General features: G+C 65.8%; 15 protein-coding genes. 9 read left to right on the forward strand and 6 right to left on the reverse strand.

Going from position 1 to position 15,937, the window contains the following annotated elements; genetic code table 11:
• From ACK4TE_RS07840 to ACK4TE_RS07850, 3 genes are read right to left on the reverse strand one after another with little or no spacing between them, the layout of a single operon-like run.
• The gene (locus ACK4TE_RS07840; RefSeq protein ID WP_409910939.1) at positions 1–1,173 is read right to left on the reverse strand and encodes an acyl-CoA dehydrogenase family protein; all 1,173 of its coding nucleotides are present in this window, start codon (positions 1,171–1,173) and stop codon (positions 1–3) included.
• A 55-nt stretch (positions 1,174–1,228) separates the two neighbouring features.
• A complete protein-coding gene (locus ACK4TE_RS07845) occupies positions 1,229–2,392 on the reverse strand; it encodes an NAD(P)/FAD-dependent oxidoreductase (protein ID WP_409910940.1) in 1,164 nt (387 codons plus the stop codon).
• Between the two features lie 58 nt (positions 2,393–2,450).
• A complete protein-coding gene (locus tag ACK4TE_RS07850; protein ID WP_409910941.1) occupies positions 2,451–2,696 on the reverse strand; it encodes a hypothetical protein in 246 nt (81 codons plus the stop codon).
• A 243-nt stretch (positions 2,697–2,939) separates the two neighbouring features.
• Here ACK4TE_RS07850 and ACK4TE_RS07855 point away from each other — a divergent pair, with 243 nt between their 5' ends.
• The 5 genes from ACK4TE_RS07855 to ACK4TE_RS07875 all read left to right on the forward strand — a co-directional run bounded on the left by ACK4TE_RS07855 (position 2,940) and on the right by ACK4TE_RS07875 (position 8,968).
• On the forward strand, positions 2,940–4,001 hold the full coding sequence (locus ACK4TE_RS07855; RefSeq protein WP_409910942.1) for an extracellular solute-binding protein: 1,062 nt from the start codon (positions 2,940–2,942) through the stop codon (positions 3,999–4,001).
• Positions 3,992–5,617 carry an ABC transporter permease gene (locus ACK4TE_RS07860; protein ID WP_409910943.1) on the forward strand — a complete coding sequence of 542 codons (1,626 nt, stop codon included), beginning with the start codon at positions 3,992–3,994 and terminating at the stop codon, positions 5,615–5,617. Before ACK4TE_RS07855 ends, ACK4TE_RS07860 begins: the two co-directional genes overlap by 10 nt.
• Complete coding sequence (locus ACK4TE_RS07865) at positions 5,614–6,618, forward strand: ABC transporter ATP-binding protein (RefSeq protein ID WP_409910944.1); 1,005 nt, start codon at positions 5,614–5,616, stop codon at positions 6,616–6,618. Before ACK4TE_RS07860 ends, ACK4TE_RS07865 begins: the two co-directional genes overlap by 4 nt.
• 85 nt (positions 6,619–6,703) lie before the next feature.
• A complete protein-coding gene (locus ACK4TE_RS07870) occupies positions 6,704–8,143 on the forward strand; it encodes a M48 family metalloprotease (RefSeq protein ID WP_409910945.1) in 1,440 nt (479 codons plus the stop codon).
• A 63-nt stretch (positions 8,144–8,206) separates the two neighbouring features.
• Entirely contained in the window at positions 8,207–8,968 is a 762-nt protein-coding gene (locus tag ACK4TE_RS07875) for a DsbA family protein (RefSeq protein ID WP_409910946.1), read from the forward strand.
• Here ACK4TE_RS07875 and arfB read toward each other — a convergent pair.
• The gene (gene arfB / locus ACK4TE_RS07880) at positions 8,965–9,399 is read right to left on the reverse strand and encodes an alternative ribosome rescue aminoacyl-tRNA hydrolase ArfB (protein WP_409910947.1); all 435 of its coding nucleotides are present in this window, start codon (positions 9,397–9,399) and stop codon (positions 8,965–8,967) included. The two genes, ACK4TE_RS07875 and arfB, sit on opposite strands and share 4 nt — an antisense overlap.
• Positions 9,400–9,529: 130 nt before the next feature.
• Between arfB and ACK4TE_RS07885 the strand changes: the two genes are divergently transcribed.
• From ACK4TE_RS07885 to ACK4TE_RS07900, 4 genes are all read left to right on the forward strand, one after another.
• Entirely contained in the window at positions 9,530–10,096 is a 567-nt protein-coding gene (locus ACK4TE_RS07885; protein WP_409910948.1) for an RcnB family protein, read from the forward strand.
• Between the two features lie 463 nt (positions 10,097–10,559).
• Complete coding sequence (gene kdsA, locus ACK4TE_RS07890; protein WP_409910949.1) at positions 10,560–11,405, forward strand: 3-deoxy-8-phosphooctulonate synthase; 846 nt, start codon at positions 10,560–10,562, stop codon at positions 11,403–11,405.
• 47 nt (positions 11,406–11,452) lie between these two features.
• Positions 11,453–11,851 (forward strand): GNAT family N-acetyltransferase, encoded by a 399-nt coding sequence (locus ACK4TE_RS07895; RefSeq protein WP_409910953.1) that lies wholly within the window; start codon positions 11,453–11,455, stop codon positions 11,849–11,851.
• Positions 11,848–12,384 carry a pseudouridine synthase gene (locus ACK4TE_RS07900; protein ID WP_409910950.1) on the forward strand — a complete coding sequence of 179 codons (537 nt, stop codon included), beginning with the start codon at positions 11,848–11,850 and terminating at the stop codon, positions 12,382–12,384. The genes ACK4TE_RS07895 and ACK4TE_RS07900 overlap by 4 nt, the downstream gene beginning before the upstream one ends.
• Here the strand turns inward: ACK4TE_RS07900 and ACK4TE_RS07905 are convergent.
• Both ACK4TE_RS07905 and clpA read right to left on the reverse strand, forming a co-directional pair.
• On the reverse strand, positions 12,381–13,577 hold the full coding sequence (locus tag ACK4TE_RS07905) for a serine hydrolase domain-containing protein (protein ID WP_409910951.1): 1,197 nt from the start codon (positions 13,575–13,577) through the stop codon (positions 12,381–12,383). The genes ACK4TE_RS07900 and ACK4TE_RS07905 overlap by 4 nt on opposite strands.
• 248 nt (positions 13,578–13,825) lie before the next feature.
• The coding region (gene clpA / locus ACK4TE_RS07910) for an ATP-dependent Clp protease ATP-binding subunit ClpA (protein WP_409910952.1) at positions 13,826–15,937 on the reverse strand (2,112 nt) is incomplete at its 5' end.

Genomic DNA, 15,937 nt, shown 5'->3' on the forward strand with positions numbered 1-15,937 from the left:
TCAATAGCTCTTCGGCAATCCCAGCACACGCTCGGCAATAAAATTCAGGATCATTTCGCGGCTCACCGGCGCGATCCGCGCCAGCATCGCCTCGCGCATCATGCGCTCGACATGATACTCGCGCGCATAGCCCATGCCGCCATGCGTCAGCACCGCCGTCTCGCAGGCCGAGAAGCCCGCTTCCGTGCCGAGATATTTCGCCGCGTTCGCTTCCGCACCGCATTCCTCGCCCGCATCGTAAAGCGCCGCCGCCTTGTAGGCGAGCAGCTCCGCCGCCGACAGCTCTGCCCACGCCTTGGCCAGCGGATGCTGGATGCCCTGGTTTTGCCCGATCGGCCGGCCGAACACGACGCGCTCGTTGGCGTAGCGCGCCGCCCGCTCCAGCGCCGCAAAGCCGAGGCCAACCGACTCCACCGCAAACAGCACACGCTCCGGGTTCAGCCCCTGCAGAAGGTATTTGAAGCCCGCGCCTTCCTCGCCGATCAGGTGCTCCTTCGGCACTTCCAGCCCGTCGATAAACAGCGCATTGCACTCCACCGCCTTGCGGCCCATCTTCGGGATCGGCTTGGCCTCGATCTTGCCCCGGTCGAGATCAGTGTAAAACAGCGACAGTCCGAGGTGCGGCTTCGAGCATTGATCCTTCGGCGTGGTGCGCGCGATGATCAGGATCTTGTCCGCACGCTGAGCACCCGTCGTCCAGATCTTCCGGCCATTGATGACATAGCCAGTGTTCGTCCGCTCCGCCTTGGTCTCGAGGCTCGACGTATCCAACCCGGAGTTCGGCTCGGTCACCGCGAAGCACATCTTCTCCTCGCCGGAGATGATCTTCGGCAGGTTCTCGCGCTTCAGTTCCGGATTGCCGAACTTCTCCAGCGGCTTCGGCCCGAAGATGTTGAGGTGGATTGCCGAGGCGCCGGAGAAGCCCGCGCCGGTGCGCGTCACCGTCTGCATCATGATTGCGGCCTCGGTCAGGCCCAGACCTGCGCCGCCATATTCTTCCGGAAAGGCGATGCCCATCCAGCCGCCCTTCGCCATCGCGGCGCAGAACTCTTCCGGCCATTCGCCCGTCTCGTCGGTCTTCGCCCAATAGGCGTCGTCGAATGGCTCCAGCGTCTTTGCGACCGCATCGCGGATCGCCTGCTGATCCTCGGTCATCGGGCGGATCGTGTGCATGTTCTGTCTCCCTTTGCGGGGGACACTTAGGGCTGAGCTATCGGCGCGTCCAGCCTCACGCCGGGACGGTGTATGCCCGCCGCGTGGTGAACGCCGCCGCCAGCGCGCCCGGCGCCTTGCCCGTCACCGCATCCGCCAGGATCTGCGCGGTCACGGGCGCCAGCAGAATGCCGTTGCGATAATGCCCCGCCGCGACGAACAGTCCCGGTGTCACCGTCTCACCCAGGAAGGGCGCATGGTCCGGCGTGCCCGGCCGTACACCGGCCCAATGCTCGGTCACTGCCGACCCCGCCAGCCCCGGGCAGAGCCGCGCAGCCTCCGCCTGCAGCGCCGCAATCGCCTCCGGCTCGGCCGCCTCGATCACCCGCCCCGGCTCCACCGTCGCGCCGATCACCACCTGCCCGCCGCGCGGCACAAGATACACATGCCCCGCCCGCACCACCCTCAGCGGCGCGCCGGGGCATGCCTCCACCGCCAGCATTTGCCCCCCATGGCAGTCGATATCATCCAGCGCCGTATCCCAGTTCACGAGGCTGTAGCACGCCCCGCGCTCTTCCACCTTGATGATCGCCGTCTCCCAGCCCGCCGCCGCGATGATGGCGCCATGCCCATCCAGCTGAACCCGTCCGCCTACGGACTTCAGCAGCGCGGCCCCGTCCACAAACTTCACATTCCTTGAAGCCCGGAGCACCACCAGCAGCGCCTCCACCACCCGCCGGTTATGCACCCGGAAATCCGTCGGCAGTTCCATCCCGCCGAGCACCGCTTCGCTCAGCGCCGGCTCGCACGCCCGCAGCGCCTCTGCGCCCAGCACCTCATGCGCCACCCCGCGCGCCGCCAGCGTCTCCGCAATCCCCGACAGCCGCGCCATCTGCCCCGCGTCCAGCGCTGCCGCCAGTGACGGCGCCGCATCAAACCCGACCTCGCGGCCCGCCCGCGCCGCCAGCTCCGCCGCAAAGTCCGGCCACAGCGCCGCGCTCGCCATGCAAAGATCGAACAGCCCCGCATGCACGCCCGGCTCCGCCGCCGCCTCGAAGGCCGGCGCCAGCATCCCCGCCGCCGCCCAGCTCGCCCCGTGTCCCGGGGCGCGCGGATCAAACACTGTCACGTCCAGCCCGCGCCGCACCGCCAGCTCATACGCAATCGACAGCCCGATAATGCCGCCGCCCAGGATGGCGACCGCACCGGAAGTAGATGTGCCGAAGGGATTGCGGATCATGCGCGGGTTGTATCGCCCGCCCACACGCGCACAAGCATCAGAATATCAGATCAGGGTTTCACGGCAGCAGGCGGAAGCTGCTCCAGAAGGCGTCAAAGGCCTGCGCCAGGTCATGCTTCTGGAAGATCAGCTGCTTCAGCCGCTCGCCGCCGGGGCCGAACACGGTGCGCACCATCAGGTCAAAGTCGAAGCCATCGGCGCCTGCGCGCTGGCCCTGCATCTGGATGAAGCTGTCGATCGCCTCGGACAGGCGAACGTCCTCGGCCTCATCCATCAGTTCGACATCAAGGACCACTTCGGCCATCGCTGCCTCCACTCCCAAGCCAGAAATTAACCCATACCCCCGTTGGGACAAGACATTTCGCACCTGCAACATTGTTGTGCTGGCACAGCTCGCCCCCGAGGAGAACCCCGATTTGCAAGAACCGGGCAATTCGGCTGGCGCACTGTGGTGAAAAGGTCGCGCAGGCTTTCTGTTGCGATTCATTCTCAAGTGTGATTGGGATCGGCCACAAGATTACGCTCTCCTCATCCAAGGACGCCCCGAATGTTCCGAATCCCGCTTGCCTGCGCTGCCGCCGCGATTCTCGCCGCCTGTGGCCAGCCCACTCCCGCTGCAGTGCCCGACGCCGCCACCGAAGCTTCCGCCGAAGCCGCCGGCCAGTCGATCAACATCTATTCCGCCCGCCACTATGATTCGGACAAGGCGATGTATGCCCGCTTCACGGAAGTGACCGGCATCAAGGTGAACGTCCGCGAGGCCGGCGCGCCGGAACTCCTCGAAACCATGAAGGCCGAAGGCGCAAACAGCCCCGCCGATCTCGTCATCGTCTCCGATGCCGGCGCGCTCTACCGTTTCCAGAAGGAAGGCTTCACGCAGGCCGTCCGCTCCGAAGCGCTCGAAGCCGCGATCCCGGCCCAGCTGCGCGAAAAGGATGGCCACTGGTTCGGCCTGTCGAAACGCGCCCGCGTCATCGTTTATGATCCGCAGATGCTGCCCATCGAAGAAGTCGACACCTATGCCGACCTTGCTGACGAGCGCCTGCGCGGCGAGATCTGCGTGCGCTCCTCCACCAATGTCTACAACCTCTCCCTGCTCGGCGAATTCATCGGCCGCAATGGCGGCGAGGCAGCCGAGCAATGGGCGAAAGGCGTCACCGCAAACTTCGCGCGCCCGCCCGAAGGCGGTGACACCGCGCAGATCGAAGCGGTCGCCGCCGGCCAGTGCGCCGCTGCCATCGTCAACCATTACTACTGGGTCCGCCTCGCGCAGGGCACCACCGAACAGCGCCTGAAAGCCGCCAAGACCACCATCTCCTTCCCGGACCAGGACGGCAACGGCACGCACATCAACATCTCCGGCGCCGCCGTCACCGCCTCGTCCAAGAATCCGAACGCCGCCGTGAAGTTCATCGAATTCCTCGCCACGCCCGAAGGCCAGGCTCTGCTGACTTCGGAAACGAAAGAATTCCCCGTCGTCGCCGGCGCCGCCCTCCCGGAAGGCCTCGAAGTCCTGCCGGAGTTCAAGCAGAGCGACTTCCCGCTGGACCAGCTTGGCGTGCACCAGCCTGAGGCGCAGGCCATCTTCGACCGCGCCGGATGGAACTGAGGGCACGCGTCTTCTCCGCGGCCGCCATCCCGGCACAGGCATGGCGCCAGCTTCCGGTCCTTCTGGCCGGGCTCGTCATTGCCCTGCCGGTTGCGGTCGTGCTCGCCACCGGCCTTTCCGAAGGCGGCGGCTCGGCGTGGACGCATATCCGCGACACGCTGCTCGCCGGCTACTTCACCGGCACGCTCAGTGTACTGATCATGACAGGCATCCTCTGCCTGCTGATGGCGGTGCCTGCCGCCTGGCTCGTCACCATGTTCCGCTTCCCCGGACGCGGCGTTTTTGAGTGGTTACTCGTGCTACCCCTCGCCGCCCCCGGCTATGTACTCGCCTACGCGTGGAGTGATCTCGCCGGTGTCGGCGGCCCGCTGCAATCGGCGCTGCGCGAGGCGACCGGCTGGTCCGCGCGCGATTACTGGTTCCCGGTCCTCAGCTCCGCGCCCGGCCTCTCCTTCGTGCTCGCCTGCGCGCTCTACCCGTATGTCTATCTCACCGCCCGCGCGGCCTTCCTCTCGCAGTCCGTATGCACCATGGAAGCCGCCCGCAGCCTCGGCGCCAGCCCCGTGCGCACCTTCTGGTCCGTCGCGCTGCCCGCCGCCCGCCCGGCCATCGCCGCCGGCCTGGCCCTCGCGCTTATGGAGGCTGCCGCCGATTACGGCGCCGCCGAATTCCTCGGCGTGCCCACCCTCACCTACGGCATCGTGCGCGCCTGGAAGAGTTTCGGCGAGCCTGCCGCCGCCGCGCGCATCGCGCTCGTCCTCCTGCTGCTCGTGCTCACGCTCGTGATCATCGAGCGCCGCTCGCGCGGGCGCGCCGGCATCCAGCAAAGCTCCACCCGCTGGCGAGAAATCCCGCGTGTCACCCTGCGCGGCCCCGCCGCCATCGGCGCCAGCGCCCTGTGCACCGCCATATTCACTTTCGCGTTCATCCTTCCGGTTGGCCGCCTCATCTGGCGCAGCATAGAGACCGGCACGCGCGCAGCGCCCATCGGCGACGCGCTCCTCAACTCCCTCCTCCTCGCCAGCGCCGGCGCCGCCTTTGCGTTCGTCCTTGCCCTGATCATCGCCCTGTCTATCCGCGCGCGCGGCCCCATCGCCACCGTCGCCCGCATCGCCGCCTCCTCCGGCTATGCCATCCCCGGTGCGGTGCTCGCCCTCGGCGCGCTCGCGGTGATTGCCGCCCTGCCCGTGACCCTCTCCGGCGTCCTCGCCCTCGCGGCCCTCGCCTGGGTCTATGCTGTGCGCTTCACCGCCGCGGGCACCGAGCCGATGGCCGCCGCCCTCGCCCGCGCACCCGCCTCCATCGGACAGGCCGCCGAAAGCCTCGGCGCCACGCCGATGCGCCGCATCCTCTCCGTTGACTTGCCCATCGCGATGTCGGGCGCCGCCGCAGCGGCCCTTGTGCTGTTTGTCGAAGCGCTGAAAGAACTGCCCGCAACGCTGATGCTCCGCCCCTTCAACTGGGACACCCTTGCCGTGCGCACCCATGCCTATGCCAGCGACGAGCGCCTCGCCTCGGCGGCCCTTCCCGCCCTGCTGATCACCCTCGCCGGCCTCCTGCCGGTCATCCTGCTCTCGCGCCAGATGTCGCGCGCCCGTCCGGGGAGCGCGGCATGAGCCACCGTCTCGAGGCGCTGAACGTCACCCGCCGCTATGGCCCGCGCGCCGTGGTCGAGAATGTCAGCCTGTCACTGGAGCCCGGTAAGATCACCGCCCTGCTCGGCGGCTCCGGCGCGGGCAAGTCCACGCTCCTGCGCCTGCTCGCCGGCCTTGAGCCTGTCGAGACCGGCGAGATCCGTCTTGGTGACCGGGTATTGTCCGCACCCGGACAAACCGTCCCGCCGGAACAGCGCCGCATCGGCCTCATCTTCCAGGACTTCGCGCTCTTCCCCCACCTCACCGCCGAGCGTAACGTCGCCTTCGGCCTGAAACACTTGCCGAAGCAGGAAGCCACCGCCCGCATCGATCACTGGATCGGCCTCCTCGGCCTCACGCACCGCGCCGGCGCCTATCCGCACGAGCTGTCCGGCGGCGAACAGCAGCGCGTCGCCATCGCCCGCGCCCTCGCGCCCCAGCCCGACGCCATCCTGATGGACGAGCCCTTCTCCGGCCTCGACCCGATGCTTTCCGACTCCGTGCGCCAGGCCGCGCTCGCCGCAGTACGTGCCGCCGGCATCCCGGCCCTGATGGTCACGCACGACCCCGCCGAAGCCCTCGCGCACGCAGACCGGATCGCCATCCTGCGCGAAGGCCGCCTCCTGCAAGCGGGCGATCCGGACGATGTCTACCGCCGCCCCGCCAGCCTCGCGGTCGCCCGCGCGCTCGGCCCGGTCAACGAAATCCCGCGCGCGCTGTTGCCCAAGGCCTGGCTTCCCGAAGGCGGCGGCGCCGTCATCGGCGTGCGCCCGGAAGGCGTGCGCCTCGACGCGGCCTCGCCCGTCCGCATGCTCGTCACCAGCCGCCACCTGACCGGCCCGCTCGTGCGCCTGACGCTGGAAGGCCAGGGCCTCTCCCTCATCTCGCTGGTGCCTCTGTCGGCCGCCGCCGCCCCCGGCAGCGAAGCCGGCGTGTCGCTCGACCCCGATTTCACGTTCACATTCGCGTCATCCGGTTTCTGACATTTCGGTAAATACTGCCTCGAATGCCTCGCTTTCGACGGTTTCAGGTCCTAGGCTCGTTGGAAGAGTCTACAAGGAGATGTGGATGGTTTCTGGACTGGTCCGCGCCGCTTTTGCCCTCACCGCCAGCGCGCTCGTCGCGCTTGGCGGCGCCTCTGCGCAGGGGCTGATCCGCGACGCCGAAATCGAGGAAACCCTGCGGGAATGGACCGATCCCATCCTCGAAGTCTCCGGCCTCGTACCCGCAGACGTGCAGCTCTTCATCATCAACGATCCCAGCCTCAACGCCTTCGTCGCCAACGGCCAGCGCATCCACATGCACACCGGCCTCCTCATCGAGGCGGAAACGCCCGGCCAGATCAAGGGCGTGCTCGGCCATGAAACCTGCCACATCGCCTGCGGCCACACCGTCGCACGCATGCGCGCCAGCGAGATCGCGATGCGCCCGGCGCTGGTCTCCATCGGCCTTGGCATCCTCGCCATCGCAGCCGGTGAGCCCGGCGCCGGCGCCGCGCTGATCGGCAGCTCCGGCCAGTTCGCGGCGCTGAACTTCTTCGTCCACACCCGCGCCGAGGAAGCCGCCGCTGACGCAGCCGCCGTGAAATATCTCGCTGCGCTTGGCCAGTCGCCTTCCGGCATTGTCGAGTTCTTCGAGAAGTTCCGCTATCAGGAAGTCCTGTCAGACGCGAAACGCTACCCGTATTTCCGCTCCCACCCGCTCGCCTCCGACCGTATCCGCGGCGCCCGCATACTGGCCGAAGCCACCGGCCTGATGGATGTTCCGCCCACGGAGCGTGAGCTGAAACAGTACCGCATGATGCGTGCCAAGCTCGTCGGCTTCCTCGACACGCCGCTGCGGGTGCGCCGCGATTATCCGGATGCCGACAAGAGCGCCCCGGCCCGCTATGCCCGTGCCATTTCCGCCTATCGCAATTCCGATATCCAGCGCGCGCTGACCGAAATCGACTCCCTGCTCGCGGAGGAACCGGAGAACCCCTACTTCCACGAGCTGAAAGGCCAGATCCTGTTCGAAAGCGGCAAGATCGAGGAGTCGATCGCGCCGCACAAACGCTCTCTGGAACTGAAACCTGGCCAGCCGCTACTGCTCATCAACTATGCCCGCTCGCTCAACGCGCGCGGCGCAGAGGGCGACTTTGCTGCGGCCGAAACCGCGCTCCACGACGCCCTGATTGCCGAGCCGGACAATGCCTTCGCCTGGGCCCAGCTCGCCATCACCTACGAGAATCAGGACCGCCGCTCCGAGGCCCAGCTCGCCACCGCCGAGTCCGCCTACTGGGTCGGCGACATTGTCCGGGCCAACGCCTTCGCCCGCCGCGCCGTGCAATCGCTGGACAAATCCACCACGAACTACCGCCGCGCTGATGACATCCTGCTGATCACCGATCCCAGCAATCCGGACAACCGCGCCTTCTATGACCGCTACCGCCGGGGCTCGAATCTCAGCCTGCACACGGCCGGCCGCGACATGCCCTTCGGCGACTTTTCCGCCCGAGGGCGCGAGTAACACCTCTGCGAGCGCGGGTGGACGAGGCCGCCGCCGGCCGTATAGTCCGTTGAAAATCAAGCCATGGGTTTCCTCCAGATGATGTCTCCGCTCCGCAAAACCACCCTCGCCCTTGCGGCGGTGGCCGTCTCCCTCCTGCCAGCCTGCGCCCAGCCGGGCGGGGACGCGGACAAGGCCGAGATCGAAAAGATCGTCCGGGAATATATCCTCGAGAATCCTGAACTTATCGAGGAAGCCATCTACGCCCTCCAGGACAAAAGGGACGCCGCCAAGGCAGACCTCGTTCGCAGCGCCATCACCGCCAACAAGGATGCGCTCTACGCGCATGCCGGCGACTATGCGATCGGCCCGGCCGATGCCGCCGTCACTATCGTGGAGTTTTTCGACTATCGCTGCGGCTACTGCAAACGCTCGGTCGACTGGGTGCAGAAACTGCCCGCGAAGTATGACGGCGAGGTGCGCGTCGTGTTCAAGGAACTACCGATCTTCGGCGGCATCAGCGAAACGGCGGCGCTCGCCGCCCTCGCGGCCGGCAAGCAGGGCAAGTACTGGGAATTCCACTCCGCCCTGATGAAGATCGAGAACAACGCGGACCTGACCGAAGCGAAGATCGACGAAACAGCCGCAAGCATCGGCCTCAACGTTTCGAAGCTGCGCGCCGACATGAAAGGTCAGGCCGTGCAGAAACAGCTCGCCGACATGAAATCCCTCGGCGCCGCGTTAAGTGTTACCGGCACGCCCGCCTTCTTCATCGGCGACACCCATATCGAAGGCGCCAACATTCCCGTCATCGAGAAAGCCATCGAAGACGCTCTGAAGAGCTAGTCGTCACTCCCCACACTACCGCGCAGCGCCTTCACCTCGCCGCGCTTCTTTTTTGAAGTGATCCGCCTGCGGACACTTCCCGCGGTCGGCTTCGTCTTGATCCGCTTCTTCGGCGCCACCGCCGCCTTGCGGATCATCTCCACCAGCCGCTCACGCGCCGCCTGCCGGTTCAGCACCTGGCTGCGATGTTCGCTCGCCTCAAGGATCAGCCGCCCGTCTGCCGTGATCCGCGCCGCGTAGAGCTTGCCGAACCGCTCCTTTACCGCTGCCGGCAGGGAGGAGGCCCCGACATGCCAGGTCAGCTGCACGGCGCTCGACACCTTGTTCACATTCTGCCCGCCCGGCCCAGAGGCCCGCACGAACGCTTCGCTGATCTCCCAGGCCGGAAGGGTCAGGTTTTCCGTGATTTTCAGGTCGCCAAATTCGCTCATCGGGGAAACCTGAAGGACCTGTTCAGCCTAAGTTCAGCCTCCGGGGCTGAGAGTTTCCTTACGAAACCGGGGTTTGCGGGCAAAGTCCAGCACACCCCGGCCCCAACGGCTCCATATAGGCAGGTTTACCATGACCCTGTTCAAGACTGCTTCCCGCTTCATCGCTGTCGCTGCAGCGGCCAGCCTTTTCATCGCCCCCATCGCCCAGGCTGACCGTGACCGTGGTGGACGCCACGGCGGAGACCGGGGCGGCTGGGAACGCCGCGGCGACGACCATCGCGGCCATCGCGGCAATGATTACCGGCGCGACTACCGCCATGATGATCGCGGGCGCGGCCACGGTCACGGCAAGAAAAGCCATCACCATCACCACTATTACACCCCCAGCTACCGCCCCGTGGTCGTGTACCCGCCCTCCTACAGCTACTACCCGCGCAGCACGGTGAGCGTCACCTACGGCTATTCCTACGGCCCCTACTATTATTCCGGCTACAGCCCGCGCTATTCGGTCGGCAACTATTACAGCTACGGGCCCAGCCGCACGGTCTACATCAACAATTACGACCATTACGGCCTCTACGCCCCGCCCAGCGGCTATCACTGGGTGCGCGACAATGACCGCGGCGACGCCATCCTCGCCTCCGTGGCCACCGGCGCCATCATCGGCCTCGTCGTCGGCGCACTTGTCTCCGACTGAACCCTTTCGGCCTCTATCGTACCCCTTGTTGAGGCTCACTCCGGCCCGGGACGCCCCATCGGCGGCCCGGGTCTTTTTTGTGCATTCACCGGGCCTGAACCCGCAATGAGCATGTTCTTAACTTAACATTGGCGCAAATCATGCTTACCTCAGTCCTGTTCTGGATGGTCCGGGACAAAGTCCGTGCCCGTTGCACGCTTGAAAGGAGGTGATCCAATGTCGAGTGAGAAACCAGGTGAGGCCGTTGGGTCTGCATCCTATGGTGTCTGGCTGGAGCAGCCTCCGGTCAGCGCCTAGAGATGCGGGACCGGCGCTGAAATGCGCCGCGACCTGACGGGCCCCACGGGGCTCACGGAAGCCGCCCTTCGACAGGGCGGCTTCTTTGTTTTCAGGCACCTGACACGGAGGGTTTCGCCCCAGCCCCCTTTTCCGCTATGGCAAGCCGGCAACAAGGAGAGATTGGATGAGCGTCCTCACGCACAAGGCTTCCGGCTGGACCATCGGCACCGGCAAGCCGCTCGCCGTCATCGCCGGCCTCAACGTGCTGGAAGACGAAGCCCTCGCCCTCGAGGTCGGCACCGAGCTGAAGCGCATCTGCGCCCGCCTCGGCCTGCCCTATGCCTTCAAGGCAAGCTTCGACAAGGCCAACCGCTCCTCGATCAAATCCTATCGCGGCCCCGGCATGGACGGCCTGCGCATCCTCGCCGCCGTCAAAGCCAAACTCGGCGTGCCCGTTGTCACCGACCTGCACGAGCCGGATCAGGCCGAACCCGTCGCCGAGGTTGCCGACATCGTGCAGCTGCCCGCCTTCCTCGTGCGCCAGACCGATCTCGTCGTCGCCACCGCCAGGGCCGCCGCGAAACACGGCGCGCTGATCCAGGCCAAGAAGGCGCAGTTCATGGCGCCGTGGGATGCGAAAAACATCCTCTCGAAAGTCGCCGAGGCCGCGCCGGATGTCGGCGTCATCCTGTGCGAGCGCGGCGTCAGCTTCGGCTACAACAACCTTGTCGTCGACATGCTCGCGATCCCCGAAATGAAAAAGCTTGGCGCGCCCGTCACCATTGACGCGACCCACGCCGTCCAGCTTCCCGGCGCCGACCCGCGCACTGGCGGCGCCTCCACCGGCGGGCGCCGTGACGGTGTCGCCATCATCGCGAAATCCGCCATCGCGGCGGGCGCCGACGGCGTCTTCCTCGAGTTCCACACCGACCCCGACAAGGCCCTCTGCGACGGCCCCAGCTGCCTGCCCCTATCCGGCGCCGACAATCTCCTCAGCACACTGAAGGCCATCCACGGGGTCGTCAGCTGACGCGGATTAGGGATTTCACCCCCACAGACCGGGCCGCCCTCGCAGCCCTGTTCGACGCCGCGAGCCGCACCGCCTTCCCATGGGCCAGCCTTCCGGCCACGGACGAAACAGAATTCGACCGGCGAACGCAAGGTGAAGCCATTCTCGTCGCGGAACACGAAGGCATGATCGCAGGCTTTTCGTCCGTCTGGGCGGAGGACCGTTTCCTGCATCATTTCTATCTGTCACCCGCCCTGCATCGCTCCGGCATCGGCCGCGCCCTCATGACTGCCACGCTCGCCCGCCACGGACCCGCCCTGTCCCTGAAATGCGCGGCCCGCAACACAACGGCCCGCACCTTCTACCGCGCCCTTGGCTGGATCGAAACGGACGAGCCCGGCGGGGACGATGCCGAAACCGGCCCTTGGATCTGGATCCGAACGCCCGCCGCAACAGGCCGCCCATGACCCTCATCCTCTTCAACAAACCCTTCAACGTCCTCTCTCAGTTCACGGATGAAGGCAGCGGCAAGCGCACGCTGAAGGAATTCATCCCCATCCCCGGCATCTATCCCGCCGGCCGGCTCGACTACGATTCCGAAGGCCTCCTCGTCCTCACCGATGACGGCGCCCTGCAGGCCCGCATCGCCAATCCGAAGAACAAGGTTGCAAAAACCTACTGGGCGCAGGTCGAAGGCATTCCGGATGCCGCCGCCCTGAAAGCCCTCGCCGCTGGCGTCGATCTCAGCGATGGCCGTACCCGCCCCGCCAAGGCGCGCGCCATCCCGGAGCCGGAAAATCTCTGGCCGCGCCATCCGCCCATCCGTTACCGCAAATCCGTGCCGGACTCCTGGATCGAACTCACCATCACCGAAGGCCGCAACCGCCAGGTCCGCCGTATGACCGCCGCTGTGGACCACCCCACCCTGCGCCTGATCCGTGTACGGATCGGAGACTGGTCGTTGGGCGATCTCACGCCCGGCGACTGGAAGAACGCCTAACGCACCCACGCCCCCGGCGCATTCGTGCGGTAGCCGAGCGAGGCATAGGCCGCATCGATCAGGCTCTGCCCGCGCTCATTCAGCAGGATGCCATTGCCCATCTGGTTCATCGTGTAGCTGAACGCCATGCCGCATTCCGGATCGGCAAATCCGATCGAGCCGCCCGCGCCGACATGGCCGAACGCTTGTCCGCCCATGATCGCGCTCGTGCCCGGCCCATATCCGCCGCGCCGGTTGTCCATCGACTTCATGTAGCCGGACGCAAACCGCGTCGGGATCAGCAGCGTCGCATCGCGCTGCGTGGCCGTCGACACCATCGTCATCGCCGCCAGCCGGTCAGATGAAACCAGCTTGCCGGAATTGGTCGCAAGCTCCGTATAATACGCCACCTGCCCGCGCGCATTCGACAGCCCGCCGCCGCCGCCAATCTCTGCCGCCTGTCCTTTCCGGTCGTTGAAGTCCCATCCGCCGGAATTCATGAAGGATTTATGCTGGATGGAATTCGGATCCGTCATCACCTTCGTAACAAACTCCGTAGGCTGATCACCCGGCTTCGGCACATAAGGCCGGATCGGCGCAATATGCACCTTCTCGCTTTCCGGCAGGCCGATCCAGAACCGCGCGCCCGTCTTCTCCGCCACTTCCTCCCGGAAGAAGGTGCCGAGCGACTTGCCGGAAACGCGCCGCACCAGCTCGCCCACCGTCCAGCCGAAATTGATCATGTGATAGCCGTTGCGCGCGCCCACTTCCCAGAAGGCTTCCTCGTCCGCCATCCGCTGCGCCATGTAATCCCAGTCGGCAAACCCGCCCGGCTTCACCGGATCGCGCAGCGTCGGCAGCGCGCTCTCATGGTTCAGCATCATATGGACGGTCGTCTTCTCTTTCCCGTTCTTTGCAAATTCCGGCCAGTATTCCTTCACCAGCGCATTGGGGTTCAGCTGCCCACGGTCGATCAGGATGTGCGCGCAGGTCGCCACGGCCGCTTTGGTGCACGAATAGACGATGGAGATCGTATCCTCCTGCCACGGATCATTCGTCTCCGGGTTCGCCATGCCGCCCCACAGGTCCACCGCCGTCTCGCCGCCCACCGACAGGCACACACTCGCGCCTACCTCGCCCCGCTCTGCAAAGTTGCGCTCAAACGCCTCCTTCACCTTCGCAAACTTCGGATCACACCTGCCATGCACTGCCATGATATCCTCCCGTGTTCTTTGCGCGAGACGTTAGCGGATTGGCGGGCGAAGGCGAGTGTTTCCCGAGCGTCAGTTCCTCACCTCCTAGAGGGAGAGGAGTTAGGACTTCGCCGCGAGCACAACGCGAACCCCTCTCCCGCCTTGCGGGAGAGGAGGGGCCTATTGCGCAGCAATGGGAGGTGAGGGCGCCCCAAAAAGAAAGGTCGCCCAAAGGCGACCTTCCAGATCACTTTGATGAAACGCGCTGCCTAGCTCGCCGGTTCTTCCGCTTCGTCCTTGGTCGCCTTTTTCTTCTTCGGCGGCTCGGCGATGTATTTGAACGTCAGCTCGTCGGCTTTCTCGTCGAGGCCGATCTTCACGACGCCGCCCTTCTGCAGCTTGCCGAACAAGAGTTCCTCCGCCATCGGCTTCTTGACGTATTCCTGGATCGTCCGCGCCAGCGGCCGCGCGCCCATATCCGCATCGAAGCCCCGCTTCGCCAGCCATTCGCGCGCCGGCTTCGACACTTCGATGGACACGTTGCGATCCTCCAGCTGAACTTCCAGCTGCAGGATGAACTTCTCGACGACGCGGTCGATGATCTCCGGCGTCAGACCGCCGAAGGTGATGATCGCATCGAGGCGGTTGCGGAATTCCGGCGTGAACAGGCGCTTGAGCGCCTCGTCCTGTTCCTCGTCCTTCTTGCCGCGGCCAAAGCCGATGGAGTTCTTCGCCGCATCCGAGGCGCCCGCGTTCGTGGTCATGATGACCACCACATTGCGGAAGTCCACCTTGCGGCCATTGGCGTCCGTCAGCGTGCCATTGTCCATCACCTGCAGGAGGATGTTGAACAGGTCCGGGTGCGCCTTCTCGATCTCGTCGAGCAGCAGCACGCAGTGCGGATGCTGGTCCACACCGTCCGTGAGCAGACCCCCTTCATCATAGCCGACATAGCCCGGAGGCGCGCCGATCAGGCGGCTCACCGTATGACGCTCCATGTATTCCGACATGTCGAAGCGCAGCATCTCGACACCCATGATCGAGGCGAGCTGCTTGGCCACTTCCGTCTTGCCGACGCCGGTGGGGCCGGTGAAGAGGTAGGAGCCGATCGGCTTGTTCGGCTCGCGCAGGCCCGCCCGCGCCAGCTTGATCGAAGCCGACAGCGCCATGATGGCTTCATCCTGTCCGTACACGACGCGTTTCAGATCGCTCTCCAGCGATTTCAGCGCGGCCGCATCGTCGGTCGTCACCTGTTTGGGTGGAATGCGCGCAATCTTCGCCACCACCGCTTCGATATCGCGCAGGCCCACCTGTTTCTTCCGCTTCGAGGCCGGCAGCAGCCACTGCGCCGCGCCCGCCTCGTCGATCACGTCAATCGCCTTGTCGGGCAGCTTGCGGTCGGTGATGTAGCGGTCCGACAGTTCCACCGCCGCCTTGATCGCGTCGTTGGTATATTTCAGGCCGTGGAAATCCTCGAACTTCGATTTCAGGCCCGTCAGGATCTTGATCGTGTCCGGCACGGTCGGCTCCACCACGTCGATCTTGCGGAACCGGCGGCTCAGCGCGCGGTCCTTCTCGAAGTGCTGCTTGTATTCCTTGAACGTCGTAGAGCCCATGCAGCGCAGGCCGCCGGACTGCAGCGCAGGCTTGAGCAGGTTCGAGGCATCCATCGCCCCGCCGCTGGTGGCGCCCGCGCCGATGATCGTGTGGATCTCGTCAATGAACAGGATGGCTTTCTCCTGCTGCTCGAGTTCCTTCATCACCGATTTGAGGCGCTCCTCGAAATCGCCGCGATAGCGCGTGCCGGCCAGCAGCGCGCCCATGTCGAGCGACCAGATGATCGCGTCATCCAGGATTTCAGGCGCTTCGCCATCAACGATCCGCTTGGCCAGGCCTTCGGCAATCGCCGTCTTGCCCACGCCGGGGTCTCCGACGAGGATCGGGTTGTTCTTGTTGCGCCGGCACAGCACCTCGATGCAGCGGTTCACTTCCATGTCGCGGCCGATCAGCGGGTCGATCTTGCCGGCCCGGGCGCGCGCATTGAGGTTCACGCAATAGGTGTCGAGCGCTTCATGGCCCTGCTTGACCGGCTCTTCCTCGTTCGACTCCGCGCCGCGCGGCGTCGTCGGGCGCGACATGCCCGGCTGTTTCGCCACGCCGTGCGAGATGTAGTTCACCGCGTCATAGCGCGTCATGTCCTGCTCCTGCAGGAAGTAGGCGGCGTGGCTCTCGCGTTCGGAGAAGATCGAGACCAGCACGTTCGCGCCGGTCACTTCCTCGCGGCCGGAGCTTTCGACATGCAGGATCGCGCGCTGCACCACGCGCTGGAAGGCGGCCGTCGGCTGCACGCGGCCATCGCTGCCGTCCACGATCAAGCTGGA

The organism is Hyphomonas sp. (assembly GCF_046313975.1).
GTDB lineage: Bacteria > Pseudomonadota > Alphaproteobacteria > Caulobacterales > Hyphomonadaceae > Hyphomonas.

Coding starts and splice junctions, on each gene's coding strand:
- ACK4TE_RS07840 (WP_409910939.1), bottom strand. CDS start 1,173: ATGCACACGATCCGCCCGATGACCGAGGATCAGCAGGCGATCCGCGAT.
- ACK4TE_RS07845 (WP_409910940.1), bottom strand. CDS start 2,392: ATGATCCGCAATCCCTTCGGCACATCTACTTCCGGTGCGGTCGCCATC.
- ACK4TE_RS07850 (WP_409910941.1), bottom strand. CDS start 2,696: ATGGCCGAAGTGGTCCTTGATGTCGAACTGATGGATGAGGCCGAGGAC.
- ACK4TE_RS07855 (WP_409910942.1), top strand. CDS start 2,940: ATGTTCCGAATCCCGCTTGCCTGCGCTGCCGCCGCGATTCTCGCCGCC.
- ACK4TE_RS07860 (WP_409910943.1), top strand. CDS start 3,992: ATGGAACTGAGGGCACGCGTCTTCTCCGCGGCCGCCATCCCGGCACAG.
- ACK4TE_RS07865 (WP_409910944.1), top strand. CDS start 5,614: ATGAGCCACCGTCTCGAGGCGCTGAACGTCACCCGCCGCTATGGCCCG.
- ACK4TE_RS07870 (WP_409910945.1), top strand. CDS start 6,704: ATGGTTTCTGGACTGGTCCGCGCCGCTTTTGCCCTCACCGCCAGCGCG.
- ACK4TE_RS07875 (WP_409910946.1), top strand. CDS start 8,207: ATGGGTTTCCTCCAGATGATGTCTCCGCTCCGCAAAACCACCCTCGCC.
- arfB (WP_409910947.1), bottom strand. CDS start 9,399: ATGAGCGAATTTGGCGACCTGAAAATCACGGAAAACCTGACCCTTCCG.
- ACK4TE_RS07885 (WP_409910948.1), top strand. CDS start 9,530: ATGACCCTGTTCAAGACTGCTTCCCGCTTCATCGCTGTCGCTGCAGCG.
- kdsA (WP_409910949.1), top strand. CDS start 10,560: ATGAGCGTCCTCACGCACAAGGCTTCCGGCTGGACCATCGGCACCGGC.
- ACK4TE_RS07900 (WP_409910950.1), top strand. CDS start 11,848: ATGACCCTCATCCTCTTCAACAAACCCTTCAACGTCCTCTCTCAGTTC.
- ACK4TE_RS07905 (WP_409910951.1), bottom strand. CDS start 13,577: ATGGCAGTGCATGGCAGGTGTGATCCGAAGTTTGCGAAGGTGAAGGAG.